Annotated in this window: 16 protein-coding genes; 2 read left to right on the top strand and 14 right to left on the bottom strand. The window is 62.8% G+C overall.

The features are described from left to right. Positions 1 to 16: 16 nt before the first annotated feature. From BUA38_RS01260 to BUA38_RS01315, 12 genes are all read right to left on the bottom strand, one after another. The gene (locus BUA38_RS01260) at positions 17 to 2989 is read right to left on the bottom strand and encodes a bifunctional [glutamine synthetase] adenylyltransferase/[glutamine synthetase]-adenylyl-L-tyrosine phosphorylase (RefSeq protein WP_072816152.1); all 2973 of its coding nucleotides are present in this window, start codon (positions 2987 to 2989) and stop codon (positions 17 to 19) included. Positions 2990 to 3063: 74 nt separating this feature from the next. After that, positions 3064 to 4536 (bottom strand): ATP-binding protein, encoded by a 1473-nt coding sequence (locus tag BUA38_RS01265; protein WP_072816154.1) that lies wholly within the window; start codon positions 4534 to 4536, stop codon positions 3064 to 3066. Beyond that, entirely contained in the window at positions 4520 to 5200 is a 681-nt protein-coding gene (locus BUA38_RS01270) for a response regulator transcription factor (protein WP_072825723.1), read from the bottom strand. The genes BUA38_RS01265 and BUA38_RS01270 overlap by 17 nt, the downstream gene beginning before the upstream one ends. A 274-nt stretch (positions 5201 to 5474) precedes the next feature. Then, positions 5475 to 7070, bottom strand: a complete 1596-nt coding sequence (locus BUA38_RS01275; RefSeq protein ID WP_072816157.1) for a Do family serine endopeptidase — start codon at positions 7068 to 7070, stop codon at positions 5475 to 5477. 168 nt (positions 7071 to 7238) lie between these two features. Then, the gene (locus BUA38_RS01280; RefSeq protein WP_072816160.1) at positions 7239 to 7727 is read right to left on the bottom strand and encodes a cytochrome c-type biogenesis protein; all 489 of its coding nucleotides are present in this window, start codon (positions 7725 to 7727) and stop codon (positions 7239 to 7241) included. 5 nt (positions 7728 to 7732) lie between these two features. Further along, positions 7733 to 9715 carry a heme lyase CcmF/NrfE family subunit gene (locus BUA38_RS01285; protein ID WP_072816163.1) on the bottom strand — a complete coding sequence of 661 codons (1983 nt, stop codon included), beginning with the start codon at positions 9713 to 9715 and terminating at the stop codon, positions 7733 to 7735. After that, complete coding sequence (ccmE, locus tag BUA38_RS01290) at positions 9712 to 10215, bottom strand: cytochrome c maturation protein CcmE (RefSeq protein ID WP_072816165.1); 504 nt, start codon at positions 10213 to 10215, stop codon at positions 9712 to 9714. The genes BUA38_RS01285 and ccmE overlap by 4 nt, the downstream gene beginning before the upstream one ends. 57 nt (positions 10216 to 10272) lie before the next feature. Beyond that, positions 10273 to 11376 (bottom strand): c-type cytochrome biogenesis protein CcmI, encoded by a 1104-nt coding sequence (gene ccmI, locus BUA38_RS01295; protein ID WP_072816167.1) that lies wholly within the window; start codon positions 11374 to 11376, stop codon positions 10273 to 10275. A 194-nt stretch (positions 11377 to 11570) separates the two neighbouring features. Continuing rightward, positions 11571 to 12965 carry a hypothetical protein gene (locus tag BUA38_RS01300; protein ID WP_072816170.1) on the bottom strand — a complete coding sequence of 465 codons (1395 nt, stop codon included), beginning with the start codon at positions 12963 to 12965 and terminating at the stop codon, positions 11571 to 11573. A 142-nt stretch (positions 12966 to 13107) separates the two neighbouring features. Continuing rightward, positions 13108 to 14484 carry a sensor histidine kinase gene (locus tag BUA38_RS01305; RefSeq protein WP_072825725.1) on the bottom strand — a complete coding sequence of 459 codons (1377 nt, stop codon included), beginning with the start codon at positions 14482 to 14484 and terminating at the stop codon, positions 13108 to 13110. Between the two features lie 101 nt (positions 14485 to 14585). After that, entirely contained in the window at positions 14586 to 15257 is a 672-nt protein-coding gene (locus BUA38_RS01310; protein WP_072816172.1) for a response regulator transcription factor, read from the bottom strand. A 150-nt stretch (positions 15258 to 15407) separates the two neighbouring features. Then, the gene (locus tag BUA38_RS01315; RefSeq protein WP_072825727.1) at positions 15408 to 16079 is read right to left on the bottom strand and encodes a metallophosphoesterase; all 672 of its coding nucleotides are present in this window, start codon (positions 16077 to 16079) and stop codon (positions 15408 to 15410) included. Between the two features lie 236 nt (positions 16080 to 16315). Here BUA38_RS01315 and BUA38_RS01320 point away from each other — a divergent pair, with 236 nt between their 5' ends. Beyond that, entirely contained in the window at positions 16316 to 16678 is a 363-nt protein-coding gene (locus BUA38_RS01320; protein ID WP_072816175.1) for a hypothetical protein, read from the top strand. Between the two features lie 457 nt (positions 16679 to 17135). Here BUA38_RS01320 and BUA38_RS37440 read toward each other — a convergent pair whose 3' ends face one another. Further along, on the bottom strand, positions 17136 to 17288 hold the full coding sequence (locus tag BUA38_RS37440; protein WP_172805963.1) for a hypothetical protein: 153 nt from the start codon (positions 17286 to 17288) through the stop codon (positions 17136 to 17138). Positions 17289 to 17562: 274 nt separating this feature from the next. Here BUA38_RS37440 and BUA38_RS01325 point away from each other — a divergent pair, with 274 nt between their 5' ends. Further along, a complete protein-coding gene (locus BUA38_RS01325; protein WP_072816178.1) occupies positions 17563 to 18528 on the top strand; it encodes a Ku protein in 966 nt (321 codons plus the stop codon). Positions 18529 to 18539: 11 nt separating this feature from the next. Here the strand turns inward: BUA38_RS01325 and BUA38_RS01330 are convergent, their stop codons facing one another. Next, complete coding sequence (locus tag BUA38_RS01330) at positions 18540 to 18704, bottom strand: Flp family type IVb pilin (RefSeq protein ID WP_072825729.1); 165 nt, start codon at positions 18702 to 18704, stop codon at positions 18540 to 18542. Positions 18705 to 18734: the final 30 nt, after the last annotated feature.

Raw genomic sequence — 18734 nt, forward strand, 5'->3', positions numbered from 1 at the left:
GATATCTGGCAGCAAACTAGCCGCGCCCTTCGAGTATCAAGCTAAACACGCGGCGGACATCCCCCTGGGTCTCTTTCACGCGGGCCTGAAGCGACGAGAAATCCGGCGCGTCACCGGCGCGGGCCATGATTTGCAGCAGGTCTTCGCCGGCGGCTTCCGGTTCGAACTTGTCGCTGACGCAGAGCCGCAGGATTTGCGTCAGGTCGTGATAGAGCAACGCCGCCGATCGCAGGACTTCCGCTGAGGCCGCCGGCAGCACACCGAGCCGCGCCGCGTTGTCGAGCACCTCCAGCGTATTGACGTTGAGAATATCCGGCTTCTCATTGGCATAAGCCAGTTGCAGATACTGGGCGATGAAATCGATGTCGACCAGGCCGCCGGCGACGAGCTTCAAGTCCCAGACGTCGTTCTCGCCTTTTTCCAGCGCGATGGCGCGCCGCATGTCAGCCACATCGATTGCGACGCTTGATGCGTCCCGTGGCCGCGTCAAAACCTCGCGAATGACGCCTTCGATCTTGTCGCGAAATTGCGGTGACGCCGAAATCACCCGCGCCCTGGTCAACGCCAGGTGCTCCCAGGTCCAGGCTTCCTTCTCCTGGTATTCGGCGAAGGCATCGACATGGGAAGCCACCGGGCCGGCGCGGCCCGACGGCCGCAGCCGCATGTCGATATCGTAGAGCACGCCATAGTTCGTGCGCGTCGTGAATGCGCTGATCAGCCGCTGGGTGAAGCGCGCAAAGTATTGGGCGCCGTGCAGCGATTTGACGCCATCGGAATCCGGATGTTCGGAATCGAAATCATAAAGCAGGATCAGATCGAGATCGGACGCCGCCGTCATCTCGCGGCTGCCGAGCCGCCCCATCGCCAGGATCGCAGTTTCCTGTCCCTTGATCCGGCCGTATTGCGCGGCGAACTGCTCCGTCACGAGGCCATGCACGGTGTGAACGATGCCTTCCGCAACGTCGGCAAATGCAATGCCGGCCTGCTGGGCCGACACGGTGCCGGACAGAATCCGTGTGCCGATCAGGAACAGGCTCTCGCGGCCGAACAGCCGGAGCCGGTCGAGAAAGTCTTCATAGGATCCGGCATCCTCCAGCGTCGCGGCGAGACGCGCCGACAGCTCGGCCTTGTCCGGCATGGCGCCGAAAAATCGCGGATCGATCAGGCCATCCATGATCTGCGGCTGCCGCGCCAGCATGTCGCCAAGCCGCGGCGCAGCACCCAGGATCAAAGCCACCAGCGCCACCAGGTCACGGTTCTGGCTGAGCAGGACAAACAGCCGGCCGCCGCGTTGCAGCGCCTGGAGAAAATGGTCAAAGACAACAATGGCGTTGTCCGGGTCTTCGGCATTGGCGAGACCGCTGATCAGCGATGGCAAAAACTCGAGAAACGAGTTGCGGGTGGCCTCGGAGCGGAACACGCGATAGTCGCCCTGAAGCCATTGCTGTACGGTCGCCGCCACCGGGATCGGCTTCTTGAAACCGAGCGAAGCCAGATATTCGACCAGGCGCGGATCGTCCGGCCCTCCCCCGTAATTCACATCCGGCAATTTGGCGGTGCCGGCAGGATCGCCTTCAAACAACTTGCTGTAGTGCCCCTGCACGATCGTGAGGTGGACGAGCAAGTCTTTGGCGAAGGCGGCCCGGCTCTCATAGCCGAAGAACCGCGCAAATTGCTCGACCGCCTGCGGTTCCTCCGGCAGCGTGTGGGTTTGCTCGTCGGCGACCATTTGCAGGCGGTGCTCGACTCGCCGTAGAAATTCGTACGCTGCAGCGAGCTGGTCGCGCGCTTCGAACGTGATCCAGTTACTCTCGGCCAGCCGGTCGAGCGCCTCGAGCGTCGGCCGCACCCGCAGTCCCGGATGCCGCCCACCGGTAATCAACTGCTGGGTCTGCGCAAAGAATTCGATTTCGCGGATGCCGCCGCGTCCGATCTTGACATTGTGGCCCTCGACCGCGATGTCGCTCTGCCCGCGATAGGTCTGCATCTGGCGCTTCATGTCGTGGACGTCGGAGAGCGCGGCGAAGTCCAGATGCTTGCGCCATACGAACGGCGAAAGTTCGGCCATCAGCGCCTCGCCTGCCTGCAAATCTCCCGCGCAGGGCCTCGCCTTGATCATGGCGGCACGCTCCCAGGTGCGTCCCTCGCGTTCATAATAATGCAGCGCCGACGCGGTCGAGATCGCAAGCGGCGTCGAAGCGGGATCGGGACGCAGCCGCAGGTCGACGCGAAACACGTAGCCCTCGCCGCTGCGCTGCTGCAACATCCGCGACAGCCCCTGCGCGACGCGAATGAAGAACTGCTGCGGCTCGATGTCAGACGCAAGCGAGGTCGCCTCGGCCTCATAAAAGATGATCAGGTCGATATCGCTGGAGAAATTCAGTTCGCCCGCGCCCATCTTGCCCATCGCCAGCACGATGAGACCGCTGCCCTCCTCCGGATGATCCGGATTCGGCGGCACCATCCTTCCGCGCATCGTTTCCTGTTGCAGCAAAAAGTGCAGCGCCGACTGCATCGAGGCGACGGCGAGATCGGTCAAGGCGCGCGTGACCCGCATAACCGGCCACACGCCGCCGATGTCGCATAGCGCAATCAACAAAGCCGCTTCGGCTTTCATGGCGCGCAGGATCTGCATCGCCAGCGCTTCGTGAGAGGCAACCGATATGCCGCGGCGGGACTCCTCGATCAGTTGCGCCAGATGCCGGTCGGGTTCGGTGTGCAGGAGGTTGAGCGCGCGCGATGCATCCGCGCGAACCAGATCGAAGAGGTAGGGCGAGGCTTCCGCAAGGCCTGCGAAAATCCTCCGGGCAGAAGGAAATCGCGCGAACACATCCTTGAATTCGAAGGCCAGATCGGGAGCCAGATCCGACAGCCAGTCGTCGAGGCGCTGCTCGGCCTTTTCGGGATCAGCGAGATGCGGCCCACCGACGAAACGCGCGGCGAGCGAGGTGGATTCGACATCCGCATCACGGATTCTGCGAAGGGTCATAACGAATGTCGATCCAGAAGAAGTACCAAGCCGGCGTCAGATCAGTGCGCGTGGCGTGGCCCGCGCACCCCGATTCATGCGGCTTTCTGTGGCACATCCTGCGTTTGAGCCGCAAGCCTGTCGCTCGGGCCGGACCGCGCCGGGATCGCCAGCGTCGCAATCAGGCCCGGATGGGCGTCGTCGAGCCTGAGATCGCCGCCATGCAGCGTAGCGACGGCCGAGGCCAGACTGAGGCCAAGTCCGGAACCCGGCTGGGTGCGGCTGGCCTCTAACCGGACGAATCTTTCCACCGCATGCCTGCGGTCGGCCACCGGAATCCCCGGACCATGATCGGTAACGCTCAACAGCACCTGATCGCCGACGCGCCTGGCCTCAATCAGAATTTCCTTGCGACTTGCGTCCGTGGATGCCCCCGCGCCGAGCGGCTGTACGACCGGATCCGGCTTGCCGTACTTGATGGCGTTCTCGACCAGATTGGCCAGCGCCTGGCTGACCAACTCGCGGTTGCCATGAAGCAGCGCCGTTTCGGCTTTCACGCGCAGTGTCATGCCGTCATCTTCGGCGAGCGGCTCGTAGAGTTCGTGAATGCCTCTTGCGACTTCGGCGGCGTCAAAGTCGTCCATGTTGCCGCGGGCCTGCCCGGATTCGGCGCGCGCAATCATCAACAGCGCGTTGAAAGTCCGGATCAGACCGTCCGACTCTTCGATGGTCCGCTCCAGCGCGGAGCGATACTCAATCTCGGTTCTGGATTTCGCCAGTGCTTCCTCAGCGCGGTTGCGCAGGCGTGTCAGCGGCGTCTTCAGGTCGTGCGCGATATTGTCGGAGACTTCCTTGAGCCCGTTCATCAACGCTTCGATGCGCTCCAGCATGGCATTGAGATTTTTGGCGAGACGGTCCAGTTCGTCGCCGCTGCGCCCGACCGGCAGACGGCCGCTCAAATCACCCGCCATGATGCGTTCGGTCGTGCCGGTCATGGCGTCGATCCGCGCCAGCACCCGCCGCGCGACGAAAATGCCGCCGCCAAGCCCCAGCACCATCACCACCAGCAGCGACCATTGCGCGGCTTTCGCAACGATACCGAACATGCGCCGCCGCTCATCGAGATCGCGCCCGATCAGAAGGCGGAAACCGCTGGAGAGTTCAGTCACCTTCACCAGCGCGAAGTGATTGCCGGAATCCTGATCGTCGAGCCGGCGATAGGCGGTTTCAGACCATCCGGTTGTTGCCATGACGCCCGGGGAGAGCGAGCCGACATTGCCCGCAACCGCCTGCCCCGCCGGCGTTGTCACCAGATAAAGATTGGCGCCGGGACGCAGCGCGCGATTTTCGATGGTGAGAACAAGGCCGCGCAAACCCCGCCGGCTGAAGATATCGCTGACCTCGCCGGTTTCCGCATTCACCGTCGCGGTGATCTGTTCGGTGACCAGGTGACGGGTGTTCCAGGCGAAAAACGCCAGCAGGGACGCGGCAAACAGCGCGAACAGAAACAGGTAAACCAGCGTCAAGCGGAACGCCGTGGTTCGGATCAGTTTACCGAAGGCCGTCACGGATCATGTATCCCGCGCCGCGAATGGTATGAAGCAACGGACGCTCAAAACCTTTGTCGATCTTCGAGCGCAGCCGCGAAATATGCACGTCGATGACGTTGGTCTGCGGATCGAAATGATAATCCCAGACGTTCTCGAGCAGCATGGTGCGCGTCACCACCTGGCCGGCATGCTTCATCAGATATTCGAGCAGGCGGAACTCGCGCGGTTGCAGCGTCAATTCCTCCTTGCCGCGCATCACGCGGTGCGACAGGCGGTCGAGTTCCAGATCGCCAACGCGATAGGTGGTGTCTTCCGCAGGTCCGCCGCGGCGGCGCGACAGTACCTCGATCCGCGCCAGCAATTCCGCAAACGAATAGGGCTTTGGCAGATAGTCGTCGCCGCCGGCCTTCAAACCCTTGATGCGGTCGTCGACCTGTCCGAGCGCCGAGAGAATCAGGACGGGCGTGCGGTTGCCCTTCTCGCGCAGCGCGCCGATCAGCGACAGGCCGTCGCGTTTGGGGAGCATGCGATCGACCACGAGCACGTCGTAATCGCCGCCTTCGGCCAGCGCCAGCCCTTCCTCGCCGTCGCCTGCGAGATCGGCGACATATCCGACTTCACGAAACGCCTTGACCAGATAGTCGGCGGATTCACGGTCGTCTTCGATAATCAAAAGGCGCATCTGGGTGTCGGTTGCGATCGCGGTCACGTGGGAACTTCCATCACCATGGCGCGGCCGGGGCCCTCATGCAAGGCGATCGGACGCGCCCTATTGAGCCAAAAAAAGCGGGCGGTGAAGCTGGGGGGACCTCACCGCCCTTTGACCTCCCGACGGAGGGGGGCGTTTTCCACCGGAAGGTAGTCACGGGGGCAGGTTTACGACCCACCCCCAAGGAAGGCGGTGTCGGCGGGGGCGATTGTGCCGACACTGCCCTCCCATTCGTCGCGCCTGGCGCTTAGCCCTTGGCCAGCGGGATCGCGACAAACCGCGAAGATCCGCCGCTCTTGACCCGCATCAGGACGCTGTTCTTGTTGTCGTTGCGCGCGGCTGTAATTGCCTCACGCACATCGCCGACATTGGTAACGCTCTTGCCGGCGACTTCCAGAATGACGTCGCCTTCCTTGAAACCACGTTCGGCAGCCGCGCTCTTCGGGTCGACGTCGGTGACCACGACGCCTTCCTTACCGGCACCGGCAACGCTGTTGGCCGGTGCCAGAGTCAAACCGAGCTTCGGCACATCGGTTCCACGGTTTGCGCTGCCCTTGTCGCTATTGTCGATATCGGCCTTGGCCTCCAGCGTATTGGGCAACTGGCCCAGGCTGAGGTTGATCACCTTGTCCTGGCCCTTGTGCAGAACGTTGAGCTTGACCGCGGAACCGGGCGAAAGACCGCCGATGGTACGGGCGAGTTCGCGGGCATCCTTGACGGATTCACCGTTGACCGCCGTGATCACGTCGCCGGATTCGATGCCGGCCTTGGCCGCCGGGCCGTTGGCCTGCGGTTCCGCCACCAGCGCGCCTTCGGCCTTCTTCATGCCAAGGCTGTCGGCGATGTCGGGCGTGACCGGCTGAATCTGGACGCCGATCCAGCCGCGGCTCACCGAGCCCTTGTCCTTGAGCTGGGCAACGACGCTCTTCACGGTGGAGGCGGGAATCGAGAACGCAATGCCGACGCTGCCGCCCGACGGCGAGTAGATAGCGGTATTGACGCCCATCACCTCGCCTTCGGTGTTGAAGGCCGGGCCACCCGAATTGCCCTTGTTCACGGGCGCATCGATCTGGATGAAATCGTCATAAGGGCCGTTGCCGATGTCGCGGCCGCTCGCTGAAACAATGCCGGCCGTCACGGTGCCGCCGAGGCCGAACGGATTGCCGACCGCGAGCACCCAGTCGCCGATCCGCGGCTTGCCGTCGGACAATTTGGCGAACGGGAAATTCGAACCGCCTTCGACCTTGATCAGCGCAAGATCGGTGCGGGCATCGGTCCCGATCACCTTGGCGCTGAAGGTCTTGCCGTCGTCGGTCGTCACTTCGACCTTGTCGGCGCCGTCGACCACGTGGTTGTTGGTGACGGCAAAGCCGTCGGCCGAGATGAAGAAGCCGGAGCCCTGCCCGGTCACCATGCCGCGGCCGCGCGGAATCGCGCGCAGGCCAGGCGGAAGATCCCCACCACCGAAGCGGCGGAAGAAGCGCTCCATCGGTGAGCCCGGCTGGAACGGCGAGTCGCCGTTTTCGCTGTTGTCGCCGTTGTCGTTCTTCGCAACCTTCTCGTTGATGTTGACCTTCACCGAAATCACGGACGGTTTGACGCGCTCGACGATGTCGGCAAAACCGATCGGCTGAGCAACCTTGCGGACCTCGTTGTTCACCTGCGCGTGCGCGCTGGTGGTGAAGATGTCGACCGGGCCGGCCGACGGACCGAAGCCGTAGGCGGCTATGCCAAGGCCGGCGACAACCGACGCCATGAGCGCGAATTTGCGTGCCGACAGCAACGAACGGCGCGGCGCGCGATAGGATGGAAGCGAGGAAAGATCGGTGGGGCGGTCGGTCATAAAAACTTCTCCAGAGCCTGAATTAGAAGCGGTGCGGGGGCATGCCCCGAACATGGGGATCTACGCCTTACAACGCGCTGGCGAGGGAATTAAACTTTGGTAATGAACCCGCAATGGAATGCGGCGGATTATCGCAGCCCCAAACGGCGCTGCCATTTGCTTGCGGTGCTACTTTTCGGAAGCCGGTTCCGCGGCAATCAGCTGATTGATTCGCGTCTCTTCCTCGGGCGTTAAATTCAACAGCGCGGTGTCCCGTTCCGCGCTGGATTGGCCACGACGGCGGCCATGGATCCACAACGCAATACCTCCTGCCAGGAGCGCCAGCGGCGTTAACGACCACAGCAGCCAGGTATGCGAGTTGAGCCGCGGTTTCAGCAGCACAAATTCGCCGTAGCGCGCCACCAGAAAATCGATCACCTGCGCATCGCTGTCGCCGGCCGCGATCCGTTCGCGGACGAGCAGCCGCAGGTCGCGCGCCAGCGGCGCTTCGGAATCGTCGATCGACTGGTTCTGACACACCATGCAGCGCAATTCGCGCGACAAATCCCGTGCCCGCGCTTCCTTGGCCGCATCCGACATGATCTCGTCCGGCTGCACGGCGTAAGCTGCCGTCGCCAATGTCAACATCATCGTCCATGCGAGGAGCACACGCTTCACAGGTATCACTCCGCAGCCTGCAATCCGCGCACGGACTTCGCGGGTTTCGGCGCGCCAACGCGCAAGCGCCGGTCCGACAGCGACAGCAAGCCGCCGAATGCCATCAGCACCGGACCGAACCAGATCAGCAGCACGAGCGGCTTGTGATAGATCCGGACCGCGATCGTGCCGTCGTTGCCGATGTCACCAAGCGAAATATAGAGCTGGCTCGCCCCACGCGACAGCAGGGCGGCTTCCGTCGTGGTAGCGCTGCGCGTCGTGAAATTGCGTTTCGACGGCGTCATGTCCGCGATCACCTGGCCGCCGACCAGGACGCTGAATTTTGCAACCGTCTCGCGGTAATTCGGCCCCTGGTGCGGCGTCAGGCTTTCGAGCTTGAGCTGGTAGCCGGCGATGCTCGTCACATCACCTGTCCTCATCGTCCTGATGTTCTCGCTGTTCCACGAGGTCTCGCAAACGATCCCGATCAGCGCGATCCCGACGCCGGCATGGGCGAACATCGTGCCCCAGGCCGAGCGCGGCAGCCCGCGGGCACGCTGGAACGCAATGCCGGGCGGCAGCCGAAGCAAGCCGATGCGCTCGACGATATCGATCACCGCGCCCGCGATGACAAACACCGCAAGACCGATCGCAAGCGGCGCAAACGTGCTGCCGCCAAGCGTCCAGGCCCATACCACCGCGAGCACAATGAAGGCGGCGATACCTGCCGCCATCAGGCGTTGGGCCGCCCCCAGCAGATCGCCGCGTTTCCAGGCGAGCAATGGTCCAAACGGCAGCGCGACCAGCAGCGGGATAAATAACGGCCCAAAGGTGAGATTGAAGAACGGCGCGCCGACCGAAATCTTCTCTCCCGTCATCACTTCCAGAGCCAGCGGATAGAGCGTTCCGACGAAAACCGTCGCGCAGGCGGTGGTCAGAAGCAGGTTGTTGAGGACCAGCGCCCCTTCCCGCGAGATCGGTGCAAACAGGCCGCCCTGCTTGAGCGAGGATGCGCGCAGGACATAGAGCGAAAGGCTGCCGCCGATGAAGATGCACAGAATCAAAAGAATGAATACGCCGCGCCTGGGATCGTTCGCGAAAGCATGAACCGAGGTGAGCACGCCCGAGCGAACCAGGAAGGTGCCGAGCAGCGAGAGCGAGAAGGCCAGGATCGACAGCAGGATGGTCCAGACCTTGAGCGCATTGCGCTTCTCCATCACGACCAGCGAATGGAGCAGCGCGGTGCCGGCAAGCCACGGCATCAGCGAGGCGTTCTCGACCGGATCCCAGAACCACCAGCCGCCCCAGCCGAGTTCGTAATAGGCCCAGTAGGACCCCATCGCGATGCCGGCGGTGAGGAATATCCAGGCGACCAGCGTCCACGGCCGCACCCAGCGTGCCCAGGCTGCGTCGATGCGGCCTTCGAGCAGGGCAGCGATGGCAAAGGAAAACGAGATCGAGAAGCCGACATAACCGAGATAGAGCATCGGCGGATGCACGGCCAGACCGATATCCTGCAAGACCGGATTGAGGTCCTGCCCCTCGATCGGAGGATTGGCGATTCTCAGGAACGGATTGGAGGTCGTCAGGATGAAGAGATAGAAGGCGCTGGCGATCCAGGCCTGCACCGCCAGCACATAGGCGCGAAGCGAGGTCGGCAGATTGTTGCCGAAGATCGCAACCAGGCCGCCGAACAGCGCCAGGATCGATACCCAGAGCAGCATCGAGCCTTCGTGGTTACCCCACACCCCGGTGATCTTGTAGATCAGCGGCTTCATCGAGTGCGAGTTCTCGAACACGTTGACGACGGAAAAGTCCGAGGAGACGTGAAGTGCGACCAGCGCAGCAAATGATGCCGCGCAGAACATCAGCTGCGCGACCGCCGTCGAGCGCGCGACATTCATCAGCGAATATTCACGCCAGCGCGCGCCCAGAAGCGGCACGGTCGATTGAACGAGCGCGAGTCCAAACGCCAGCACCAGCGCGTAATGTCCGCTCTCGGCGATCACCGCACAGCCCCCTGGTTGCCTTGCGCTGCGCTGGCGGCGGTGCCACCAGGTTTGGACGCAGCGCCATATTCCTCTTTCCAGAGCCCCTGCTTCTTCAGGGCGTCGGCGACGTCTTTTGGCATGTAGTTCTCGTCGTGCTTGGCAAGCACGGTGTCGGCCTTGAACACGCCGGAAGCATCGAGCGCGCCTTCCGCGATCACGCCCTGCCCCTCGCGGAAAAGATCCGGCAGGATTCCCTGATAGGAAACCGGCAGCGCGGCGCTGCCATCGCCGACTTCGAACCTGACCTTCAGATCGTCCGCGTGCACGAGCGATCCCGGCTGCACCAGGCCGCCGAGCCGGAAGCGTTTGCCCGGCTGAATATGCTTTTCCGCCACCATCTTCGGCGTCGAAAAGAACACGATCGAATCGCGCATCGCATTCAGCACCAGCGCCGCGGCGACCGCGAGCACGGCGAGCGAGCCGCCGATGATAGTCAGACGACGCTGCTTGCGTGTCATCGATTGTCTCTTCCGCGCAACCGCGCCATTTCACCGATCATGCTCATCCATCGAGCCTCATCCATCTAGGCCAAGGTTTTTCAGCCCGTCGTTCAGCTCGCGCAGCCGCTCGGGATCCTTTGCAACCGCCTGCCGCGCATCGGACGAGGCCGCCTTGGCCTTGTCGGCGTCGCCCAGGACCATATAGGCCCTGACCAGCCGCAACCATCCCTCGACGTCGTCGCCATTCTGATGCAGCCGGGTGGCGAGGCGATCGACCATGCCGCGGATCATGGCGTTGCGGTCGGTCTCGCTCATGTCCTTTGCCGCGGCCACCGCCTCATTTGACGGCGCCGGCACCGGCGCACCGCCGGCCCTGGCCAGCGCGGCCTCAACGAACGAACGCCACGGCGCGTTCGGCGGCGCCTTTTCCAGCATCGCACGCCAGATCGACGCCGCATCCGCCGCGCGGCCGTCCTGTTCGGCAGCCAGGCCCAGGAAATAACGCGCCTTCACCTCGCTGGCGTCCAACGCCACTGCGCGCTCGAATTCGGACTTGGCATCGCCGGTGACGACGCCGCCGGCCGCGGCAACCAGCGCCTCGCCAAGATCGGCGCGACGATCGGCGCTCTCACCGTTATAGGTGATGGAATTCCGGAACGCGCGGACCGCATCGTCCATGCGCCCCAGCCTTGCCAGTACCGGCGCAAGAATGCTCCAGCCGCGGCCGTCGGTCGGATTCTCCGCCAGATGCTGTTCGACTTGAGCGACGAGATTGTCGACCGACTGCGTGCCCTCGGGCGCGCGGCTGCGCTGCGCGAGCGGGAAATCAGGCAGATCGGGCGAACCCAGGGGAAAATAGAGTCCGATGGCAACCAGCGGCAATCCCAGGAGCGCGACAACGGCCGCGATGCGGCGCAGTCGGACATTCGAGCCAGCGCTCACCCGGCGCTCGCTGTCGGCCGCCGCCAATAGCCTGCGGCCGATCTCGACGCGTGCGGCAGCGGCCTCCGGCGGATTGATGAGGCCCGTGGCGACATCGCGGTCGATTTCGGAGAGTTGGTCGCGGTAGACGGCGGTTTCGCTGCCGTCCTGCTGCGGCTGGCCCGCGCGGCCAAGCGGCCAAAGCACGGCAAAAATAGCCGCGGCCGTCATCAGCGCGAACACAAACCACAACGTCATCGAGCGGGTTCCGGTAGAGCGGCGCGCACGAATGCGGGCGCTTCAGGCTGCTTTACACCACAGGCATCAGGGGTGGGCAATTGACAAATATCAATTTGACGAGATGACATTAAAATATTGATATATCTCACCAAAATAGGCACCCCTAAACCTGGATGTGAGGTCTTGGAAGGGCCAAATCCGGCCCACGCAGATCAGGCCGTGCGCGACGATTTGCGCTCGCCGGTCACAGCGTTTTCAGCCGCCCTGCTCATCAGCGACGCGTAATCGGCGCCGAACAGCACGTCGCAAAACCGGATAGCAGCCGCGGCCTGCGCCTGGCGATAGGTCCGAGCCTTGCCTTCGCTGCCGCGCAGCGACTGCACCAGCGCTTCTGTCGATTGCTCGACATAATGCTGGAGGTCGGAATAGGTCCGCATGGTCACTTCGTTGATCGCGAGCTCCCCGGCATAGGTGCGGCACACCGCAACGAACTCGATCAGGGCTGCGGTCTCATCGACATCGCTGGTGTTGATTGCGGCCGCCGCGGAGATGTCCTTTTCGGTGCGCTGGCGGAGCAGGCGCCTGACACGGCCGGGAACGCTGTCGATTTCGGATTGCAGGGCGCTCGAGATGTCGGCGCGGATCGAGGCAAGCTGCCTGCCCCAGGCTGAATCCTGTCGCAGATCGAGTTCGGTGCGCAAACCCCGCACGCCATCGTGAAGGGTTTTCAGGTGCTCGGAGACTTCGGCGAAACGGCCGCGCTTGATGTCGGCCCGCAGCGTGGCCGCCAGACAAAATAAATCGTGCAAGGCGATGGAGACGGCCATGCCGTACGGCGTCGATGCGACGCGCATCTCGTCGTCGGACGCTGCCATGCGGATCGCCAGACGAATGATCTGCCACGGCGCGGCCAACCGCTGCATCACCATCGACAACGCAAACGGCAATAGCTGCGGTGTTTGCAAGGACGGCACGTTGAGCACGTCGGCCACCGAGGAAAGTTGCGCATCGTTGAAGGCGCGCATGTAGCTCGGAAGCCGGCTGTTGAGGGTATCGACTGTTTCGCGCGCCCGCAACACGGTGGCGATCGACGGCACGTCCTCGATGACGTCCGGCGGGCCGATCCGCGCAAGCACACGGCGGTCGTCGGCCCCGGCCGCAGTCGCGGCCAGCAAAGCTTCGGCCACGGCAAGCTGCAATTTTCGCGTAGCAGACTCGATCTCGGGCGAGGTGCCATTCTCTGGGCCACGGGAGAGCGCCATATCGAGCGCGCCGGCGAGGTCCCGGGCGCCCTCACGGGCCACCCATTGCCAGACTGGCGGCAAGGAAGTGCGGCGAATCTGGCCCACTCGCACCGGCGCATTGTTTTCGACCAGAAAGGGTTCGAGCGGGCGGAACAGGAGCCGGGCCGGGCTATCCGAGCGCGGACGCGCCTCATCGTCGGCGCTGCGCACAATCTTGCGCAACTGTTCCAGCACGAAGTTGGCGATCGTGGTTTCCTCACCGCGATCGATGGCGCGCTCGAACTCCCGCATCAGCAACGCCTGCGACTGCGGCGATAGCTGGGCGAGATAGTCCCTCAGCCGTTCGGTTGATGTCTTGCCCATGCGCGCGGAATGCAAGCTCGTGTGGCGCGGACGGCAAAAATACGTCCGCGCGGCATACTAGAAGCCCCCGCGTTAAGAAGTCGTTTAGGATGTCAAACCTAAAGGGGCCTTCCGAACCAGAATCTATTTCAGGTTGTAAACTCTAGGCGGCTGGGAGAAGAAGCTCCGCCCGCAAGCCCCCGATCGGGGCATGGCCGAGGGTCAGGCTGCCGCCGTAGAGACCCGCAAGATCGGTCACGATCGACAGGCCGAGGCCCGAGCCCGGCTTGGATTCGTCGAGCCGTTGGCCCCTGCGGGAGACCTGGGCCCGCTCCTGCTCCGACAGGCCCCGCCCGTCATCGTCGACCAAAATTCGCAGCATGGGGGCTGCGCCCGGCTCTGTTGCCCCGTTCGGCAAGACTTCGATGAAGACGCGCGAGGCTGCCCACTTGCAGGCGTTGTCGACGAGATTGCCGACCATCTCCTCGAGATCCTGCCGTTCGCCGCGAAACATCACGTTCGATGCGGCGGAAACCTCGATGGCGACATCTCGGTCGCGATGAATTTTCTCCATGGTCCGCCGCAAGGCATCCACGACGGGGCCGACCTCCGTCACGGTGCCGACGATGGTGACGCGCGCGGCGATCCGCGCCCGCTCGAGATGGTGCGCGACCTGGTCGCGCATCACGTCCGCCTGTTCGAGAACTTTTTCGGCAAACGGGTCGGAAGAATGCGACGCGGCTTCGTTGACGATAACCGACAGCGGTGTCTTGATCGCGTGCGCAAGATTGCCGACGTGGGTACGGGCGCGTTCGACGATTTCACGGTTGGCGTCGATCAGCGCGTTGGTCTCGCGCGCCAGCGGCGCGATCTCGACCGGAAATTCACCCTCGAGCCTTTCGGCGCGGCCGGATCTGATATCGGCAATCGCATCGGAAATGCGCTTCAGTGGCGCCAGTCCGAAGCGCACCTGGAAAATCGTGGTCAGGACCAACACAATCGAAAGCGCGCCGAACGTTCCGCCCAGATAGTAGTCGAAGTTGCGGGTCTCGTCGAAAATCTCCGAGGCGTCGCCCGCGACATCGACCAGAAATTTGCCGTCGGCGCCGAGATCGACCGGCCGCTCCACCATCCGCAGCGTCTGGCCCTCCGGCCCCTCAACATAACCCTGGCGGATGCCTGCCGCACTCAACTCGGCGCCGTGATCTTCGAGCTTCGGCAGCTTCTTGTCCCACAACGAGCGCGACGCGCGCACATCGTCCTTTTCAGTGTCGGTACGGGTGATCTGCCAGTACCAGCCTGACAGCGGCAGTTCGAACAGCGGCTCTCCCAGCGACTGGAACTGGCGGTCGGGGGGCTCGTCCGGCGTGGCTACTTCGGCGACCAGCGTCCGCAGATAGAGATTGAGGCGGCGATCAAAGGCGCGTTCAGTGGCATCCCGATAGACGGACGACAGGATGACCCCGGTGATCAGCAGAATGACCACCACCCAGGCGGTCGCAGACAGAAACAAACGGGTCGCAAGCGAGCTGCGGCGCATCAAGGCATCATCCCGAACGATCTTCCGCCGCGCTGCGTTCACCTCCCGGCAAGAACCTCAGACGGCCAATGCCGGAACAGAGCACAGGAAGAGAGTTCCGATCAACGCCCTGCCGCCGGCGGCGTCAACAGATAGCCCAGCCCCCTGACGGTCTGGATGATATCGACATCCAGCTTCTTGCGGATACGGCCCACGAACACCTCGATCGTATTCGAGTCGCGATCGAAATCCTGATCATAGAGATGCTCGACCAGTTCGGTTCGCGATACCACGCGCCCGGTGTGGTGCATGAGATAGGCCAGCAAGCGATATTCGTGTGACGTCATCTTGATCGGGTTACCGGAGACGCTGACACGACCGGTGCGGGTATCGAGTGAAACTGGACCGCAGGTCAGCTCCGACTGCGCATGCCCCGTCGAACGACGAAGCAGCGCGCGAATCCGCGCCAGGATTTCCTCGAGGTGAAAAGGCTTGGCGACGTAGTCGTCGGCGCCGGCATCGAAACCCTGAACCTTGTCGCTCCAGCGGTCGCGCGCGGTCAGAATGAGGACCGGCATCGAACGGCCGTTGCGACGCCAGGCTTCCAGCACCGAGATGCCATCCATCTTCGGCAGGCCGATATCGAGCACGACCGCATCATACGGTTCGCTGTCGCCGAGGAAGTGCCCCTCCTCGCCGTCGAAGGCGCGATCAACCACGTAGCCTGCGTCCGACAGCGCCGTGGTGAGCTGGCGATTAAGGTCCGGATCGTCCTCGACGACAAGTAGGCGCACGTTAATCTCCAACTGTGGTTGTCACCTTGAGCCCAAGATGAGCGCGCCCGTCGTGAATGGGTTATGAACGGCAGTGACCCGCAAGATTACTTTTTCTTCACAACGGCTTTCAACGCCTTTCGCCGGGAAATCCGCGAGCACCCTAATTCGTTAACGCGCGGCGGGCGCGCCGTTGACGACGATGAAGTCGACCGGGCCGCCCGGCCTATCGTCGTCGAAGACGCCGATCGTCAATCGCCCCGTCCGCCAGGCCAGCGTGTCGAGGTTGGTTCGGCCCTGGTAGAGCAGCGGGCCGTTGGGATCGTTGTCATGGCCGTGCACGACATGGAGATCGCCGTAGCCTTCGGAATATCCCTTCGGATAACGCTTCCATAACAGCGTCTCCTCGCGCTGGAGATCGAGCGGCGTCTGGGGATCGACGCCCGCGTGCACATACAGACGATGGCGATCGGCATGGAACAGGGCGAGATGATCGAGCCAGTCGAGGTGCGACTGCGGAACGTCAGCCGGATCGCCGCCATAGGATGCGAGCGCGGCAGCGCCGCCCTTCCCCAGCCAATCCGCCATTTTCGAACCGTGCCGCAACGCGCCGGCCATCATCGCGTCGTGGTTACCCTTCAGCGTTACCAGATCGAATCCGCCAACGCCCGATCGCAGCCGCTCGATCACTGCCTTGCTCGCCGGCCCCTTGTCGACGTAGTCGCCGATCGTCACGATGGTGTCCCCGCTGCCCTGGGATCGGACGGCAATTGCAACGAGGCCGTCCTCCAGCAAATCGAGCCGGCCGTGAATGTCCGGGATAACGAAGGTGTTGTTGCTCATGGCTAACGCTGCGTCCGCGGTCTCAATATCGTTGTGCACATGCGCGGCCACGCGCAGGTTCGCTCAAGCGACAAAATCTGGGGGAATCGGCGGAAAATACAAGATTGCGGCGGAGCCCGATTAACCAAACAACGGGTCGCGCATCAAGCCCCGCAGATTTACGTTAGCGGCTTTCATCGCCAAAGCGAGGCTTCAAGCGGGTTGAGATCAAGTCCGTTGTGGCTTACCAAACGGGCATGATTCACAGACTATCCGTCATCGCAGGCTGGCTGGCGCTCGGCTTTGTCGTCGTCGTAACGCTGTCCCCGGCTGGAGCTCGTCCAACGCTCGCGAGCCCACATCTGGAACATTTCGCGGCTTTTGCGCTGATCGGTTTTGCCTTCGCGCTGGCTTATCCCAGCCGCGTCCTGCTGGTCTTTGCGATCGTGGTGGGCGCAGCCCTTGGTCTCGAAGCGCTTCAACTGTTGACGCTGGACCGTCACGGCCGCGCCGTCGATGCGCTAGTGAAGGCGCTGGGCGGCATCAGTGGTATCTGTGTCGGACAGATGGCCTCGTTCCTGCTGCGTCTCAAGCCGATGCAGTCAGATCGCACAATCTGAACCGGCGGTTAGACCTCCGGCTTTCCCCGATCCGTAGCGGACGTTCGCAGCGCTAAAACGCCCGGCGTGGATGCCCGAACATCGAGATGCGCGGCGCGACACCTACGAATTGGGCCCGGCGCCGGTGCGAGCGCCACACGCAAACAGCATATCCGACGATGATACCGGCCACGAAAATCGACGACTGAAGGAAAAGGGTGAGCATGGACTGCATCCGGTTATCCCCCCGCGCTTATGTATCGCCCCGATAGGGCGACATCATGATTTCAAGTGCGGAAAACTCACCCAGCATCGCCTTGCCAGGAGATCGCAACGATCCGGGCAAATTCTCACGGCGAGATCATGACGCGATTCGCGGTCGTTGAAAAACCGGATTAGTACGGACACCGGAATTGCACGGATATTGGTAAACAGCCGGCCAACGCGGACGGCACAAGTTCCACGATCCAAGCAACACTCAGGTCCGGAAGAACGCGAACCAGACGACACCCAGGATCAAGACGGCAAGGCCGGTGGAGACAGCCAGTAGCGCCAGAACCGACGGTCCGGGCTCGGCCTGCCGCGCCTCGGTCGGGGTCTCAACGATTTGACGTTCTCGTTGCGTTGCCATGGTAGCCTCAATTCGCGTTCAGGCTGCGCGCGCTCTATGCCGCCGCGAGTAAGGGGCAACGCCCGATTTCCGATCATGTTCCGGCCTGCGCCAACAGCGATAGCCATTCGAAAGCTCGATGATTGCTGCGCCGCCGCCTCGCTTTAGCCGGCACTCGTTTGGCAACCCCGGTGCGGTTAACGCCGTTAGGAGATTCCCCGCCCGGCTTGTTCAAAAACGAGCCCCGCAGTGATAGTCTCTGCGTTTTGGTCTGTTGCGTCTCAAGGAGTATCCCATGGCCCCCCGCGCCAACTGGAAGGGTTTCCTGCGCCTTTCACTGGTGACCTGCCCGGTCGCGCTTTATCCTGCGACGTCCGACACCGAAAAGGTCAGCTTCAACCAGATCAACAAGAAGACCGGCCACCGCATCAAATATGCCAAGGTGGACGCCGATACCGGCGAGGAGGTCGCTTCCGAGGACATCGTCAAGGGCTACAAGGTCGATACCGACACCTACATCGAGGTGTCGAAGGAAGAGCTCGAGGACATCGCGCTCGAATCCACCCATACGATCGAGATCGACGAGTTCGTTCCCAAAACCGACATCGATAGCCGCTACCTGATCCGTCCCTATTATCTCGTGCCCGACGGCAAGGTCGGCCACGACGCCTTCGCCGTGATCCGCGAAACCATCCGCAGCATGAACAAGGTCGCGATCGGCCGCGTGGTCCTGACCAACCGCGAGCACATCGTTGCGCTGGAACCGCTCGGCCAGGGCCTGATGGGAACCCTGCTGCGCTACCCCTACGAGGTGCGGAGCGAGAAGGAATATTTTGACGACATCCAGAACGTCAAAGTCACGAAAGACATGCTGGATCTCGCCAGGCACATCGTCGAAAAGAAATCCTCAGACTTCGAACCCGACAAGTTCGAGGACCACTACGAAACCGCGCTGATCGATCTCATCAACCAGAAGCGCGCCGGCATTCGCCCGGCCGCGAAAGCCACGCCCAAAACGGGCGGCAACGTCATCAACCTGATGGACGCGCTCAAGCGCAGCCTCGCCAGCGAACGGCAAGCGCTTGCCGCCCCGAAGGCCGTCAAAGGCAAGAAACCGAAGAAGCGCATCGAAGGCCAGCGCGAGATGTTGCTGCCGATCAGCGGCAAGCGTGCGGCCAAGGAAGAAGCCAAGGCCGAGACGAAAGCTGCGCCCGCAAAAAAGCCCGCGCGTAGCTCCGCGCGGGCGAGGAAAGCCGGATAGCGAAGGCGCCGTTATTTCAGCGACGTATTGATCAACCCGAAGTTGCTGCTCAGCGTGCTGCCGATGCCTCTGACGGCGGTGATGATCACGATGCTGATGCCGGCGGCAATGATGCAATATTCGATGGCCGTCGCGCCGGATTCATCACGCAGAAATCGCGAAATCAGCTGCAACATCCAGAACTCCCGCTCGCTCAACCAGAGCGC

The organism is Bradyrhizobium erythrophlei, assembly GCF_900142985.1.
In the GTDB taxonomy this organism is placed as follows: Bacteria; Pseudomonadota; Alphaproteobacteria; order Rhizobiales; family Xanthobacteraceae; genus Bradyrhizobium; species Bradyrhizobium erythrophlei_B.

What these genes read in the sequence shown, in the direction of transcription:
- BUA38_RS01260 (WP_072816152.1), bottom strand. Translation starts at nt 2,989, where the DNA reads ATGACCCTTCGCAGAATCCGTGATGCGGATGTCGAATCCACCTCGCTC.
- BUA38_RS01270 (WP_072825723.1), bottom strand. Translation starts at nt 5,200, where the DNA reads ATGCGCCTTTTGATTATCGAAGACGACCGTGAATCCGCCGACTATCTG.
- BUA38_RS01275 (WP_072816157.1), bottom strand. Translation starts at nt 7,070, where the DNA reads ATGACCGACCGCCCCACCGATCTTTCCTCGCTTCCATCCTATCGCGCG.
- ccmE (WP_072816165.1), bottom strand. Translation starts at nt 10,215, where the DNA reads ATGACACGCAAGCAGCGTCGTCTGACTATCATCGGCGGCTCGCTCGCC.
- ccmI (WP_072816167.1), bottom strand. Translation starts at nt 11,376, where the DNA reads ATGACGTTGTGGTTTGTGTTCGCGCTGATGACGGCCGCGGCTATTTTT.
- BUA38_RS01300 (WP_072816170.1), bottom strand. Translation starts at nt 12,965, where the DNA reads ATGGGCAAGACATCAACCGAACGGCTGAGGGACTATCTCGCCCAGCTA.
- BUA38_RS01305 (WP_072825725.1), bottom strand. Translation starts at nt 14,484, where the DNA reads ATGCGCCGCAGCTCGCTTGCGACCCGTTTGTTTCTGTCTGCGACCGCC.
- BUA38_RS01315 (WP_072825727.1), bottom strand. Translation starts at nt 16,079, where the DNA reads ATGAGCAACAACACCTTCGTTATCCCGGACATTCACGGCCGGCTCGAT.
- BUA38_RS01320 (WP_072816175.1), top strand. Translation starts at nt 16,316, where the DNA reads ATGATTCACAGACTATCCGTCATCGCAGGCTGGCTGGCGCTCGGCTTT.
- BUA38_RS37440 (WP_172805963.1), bottom strand. Translation starts at nt 17,288, where the DNA reads ATGGCAACGCAACGAGAACGTCAAATCGTTGAGACCCCGACCGAGGCG.
- BUA38_RS01325 (WP_072816178.1), top strand. Translation starts at nt 17,563, where the DNA reads ATGGCCCCCCGCGCCAACTGGAAGGGTTTCCTGCGCCTTTCACTGGTG.
- BUA38_RS01330 (WP_072825729.1), bottom strand. Translation starts at nt 18,704, where the DNA reads ATGTTGCAGCTGATTTCGCGATTTCTGCGTGATGAATCCGGCGCGACG.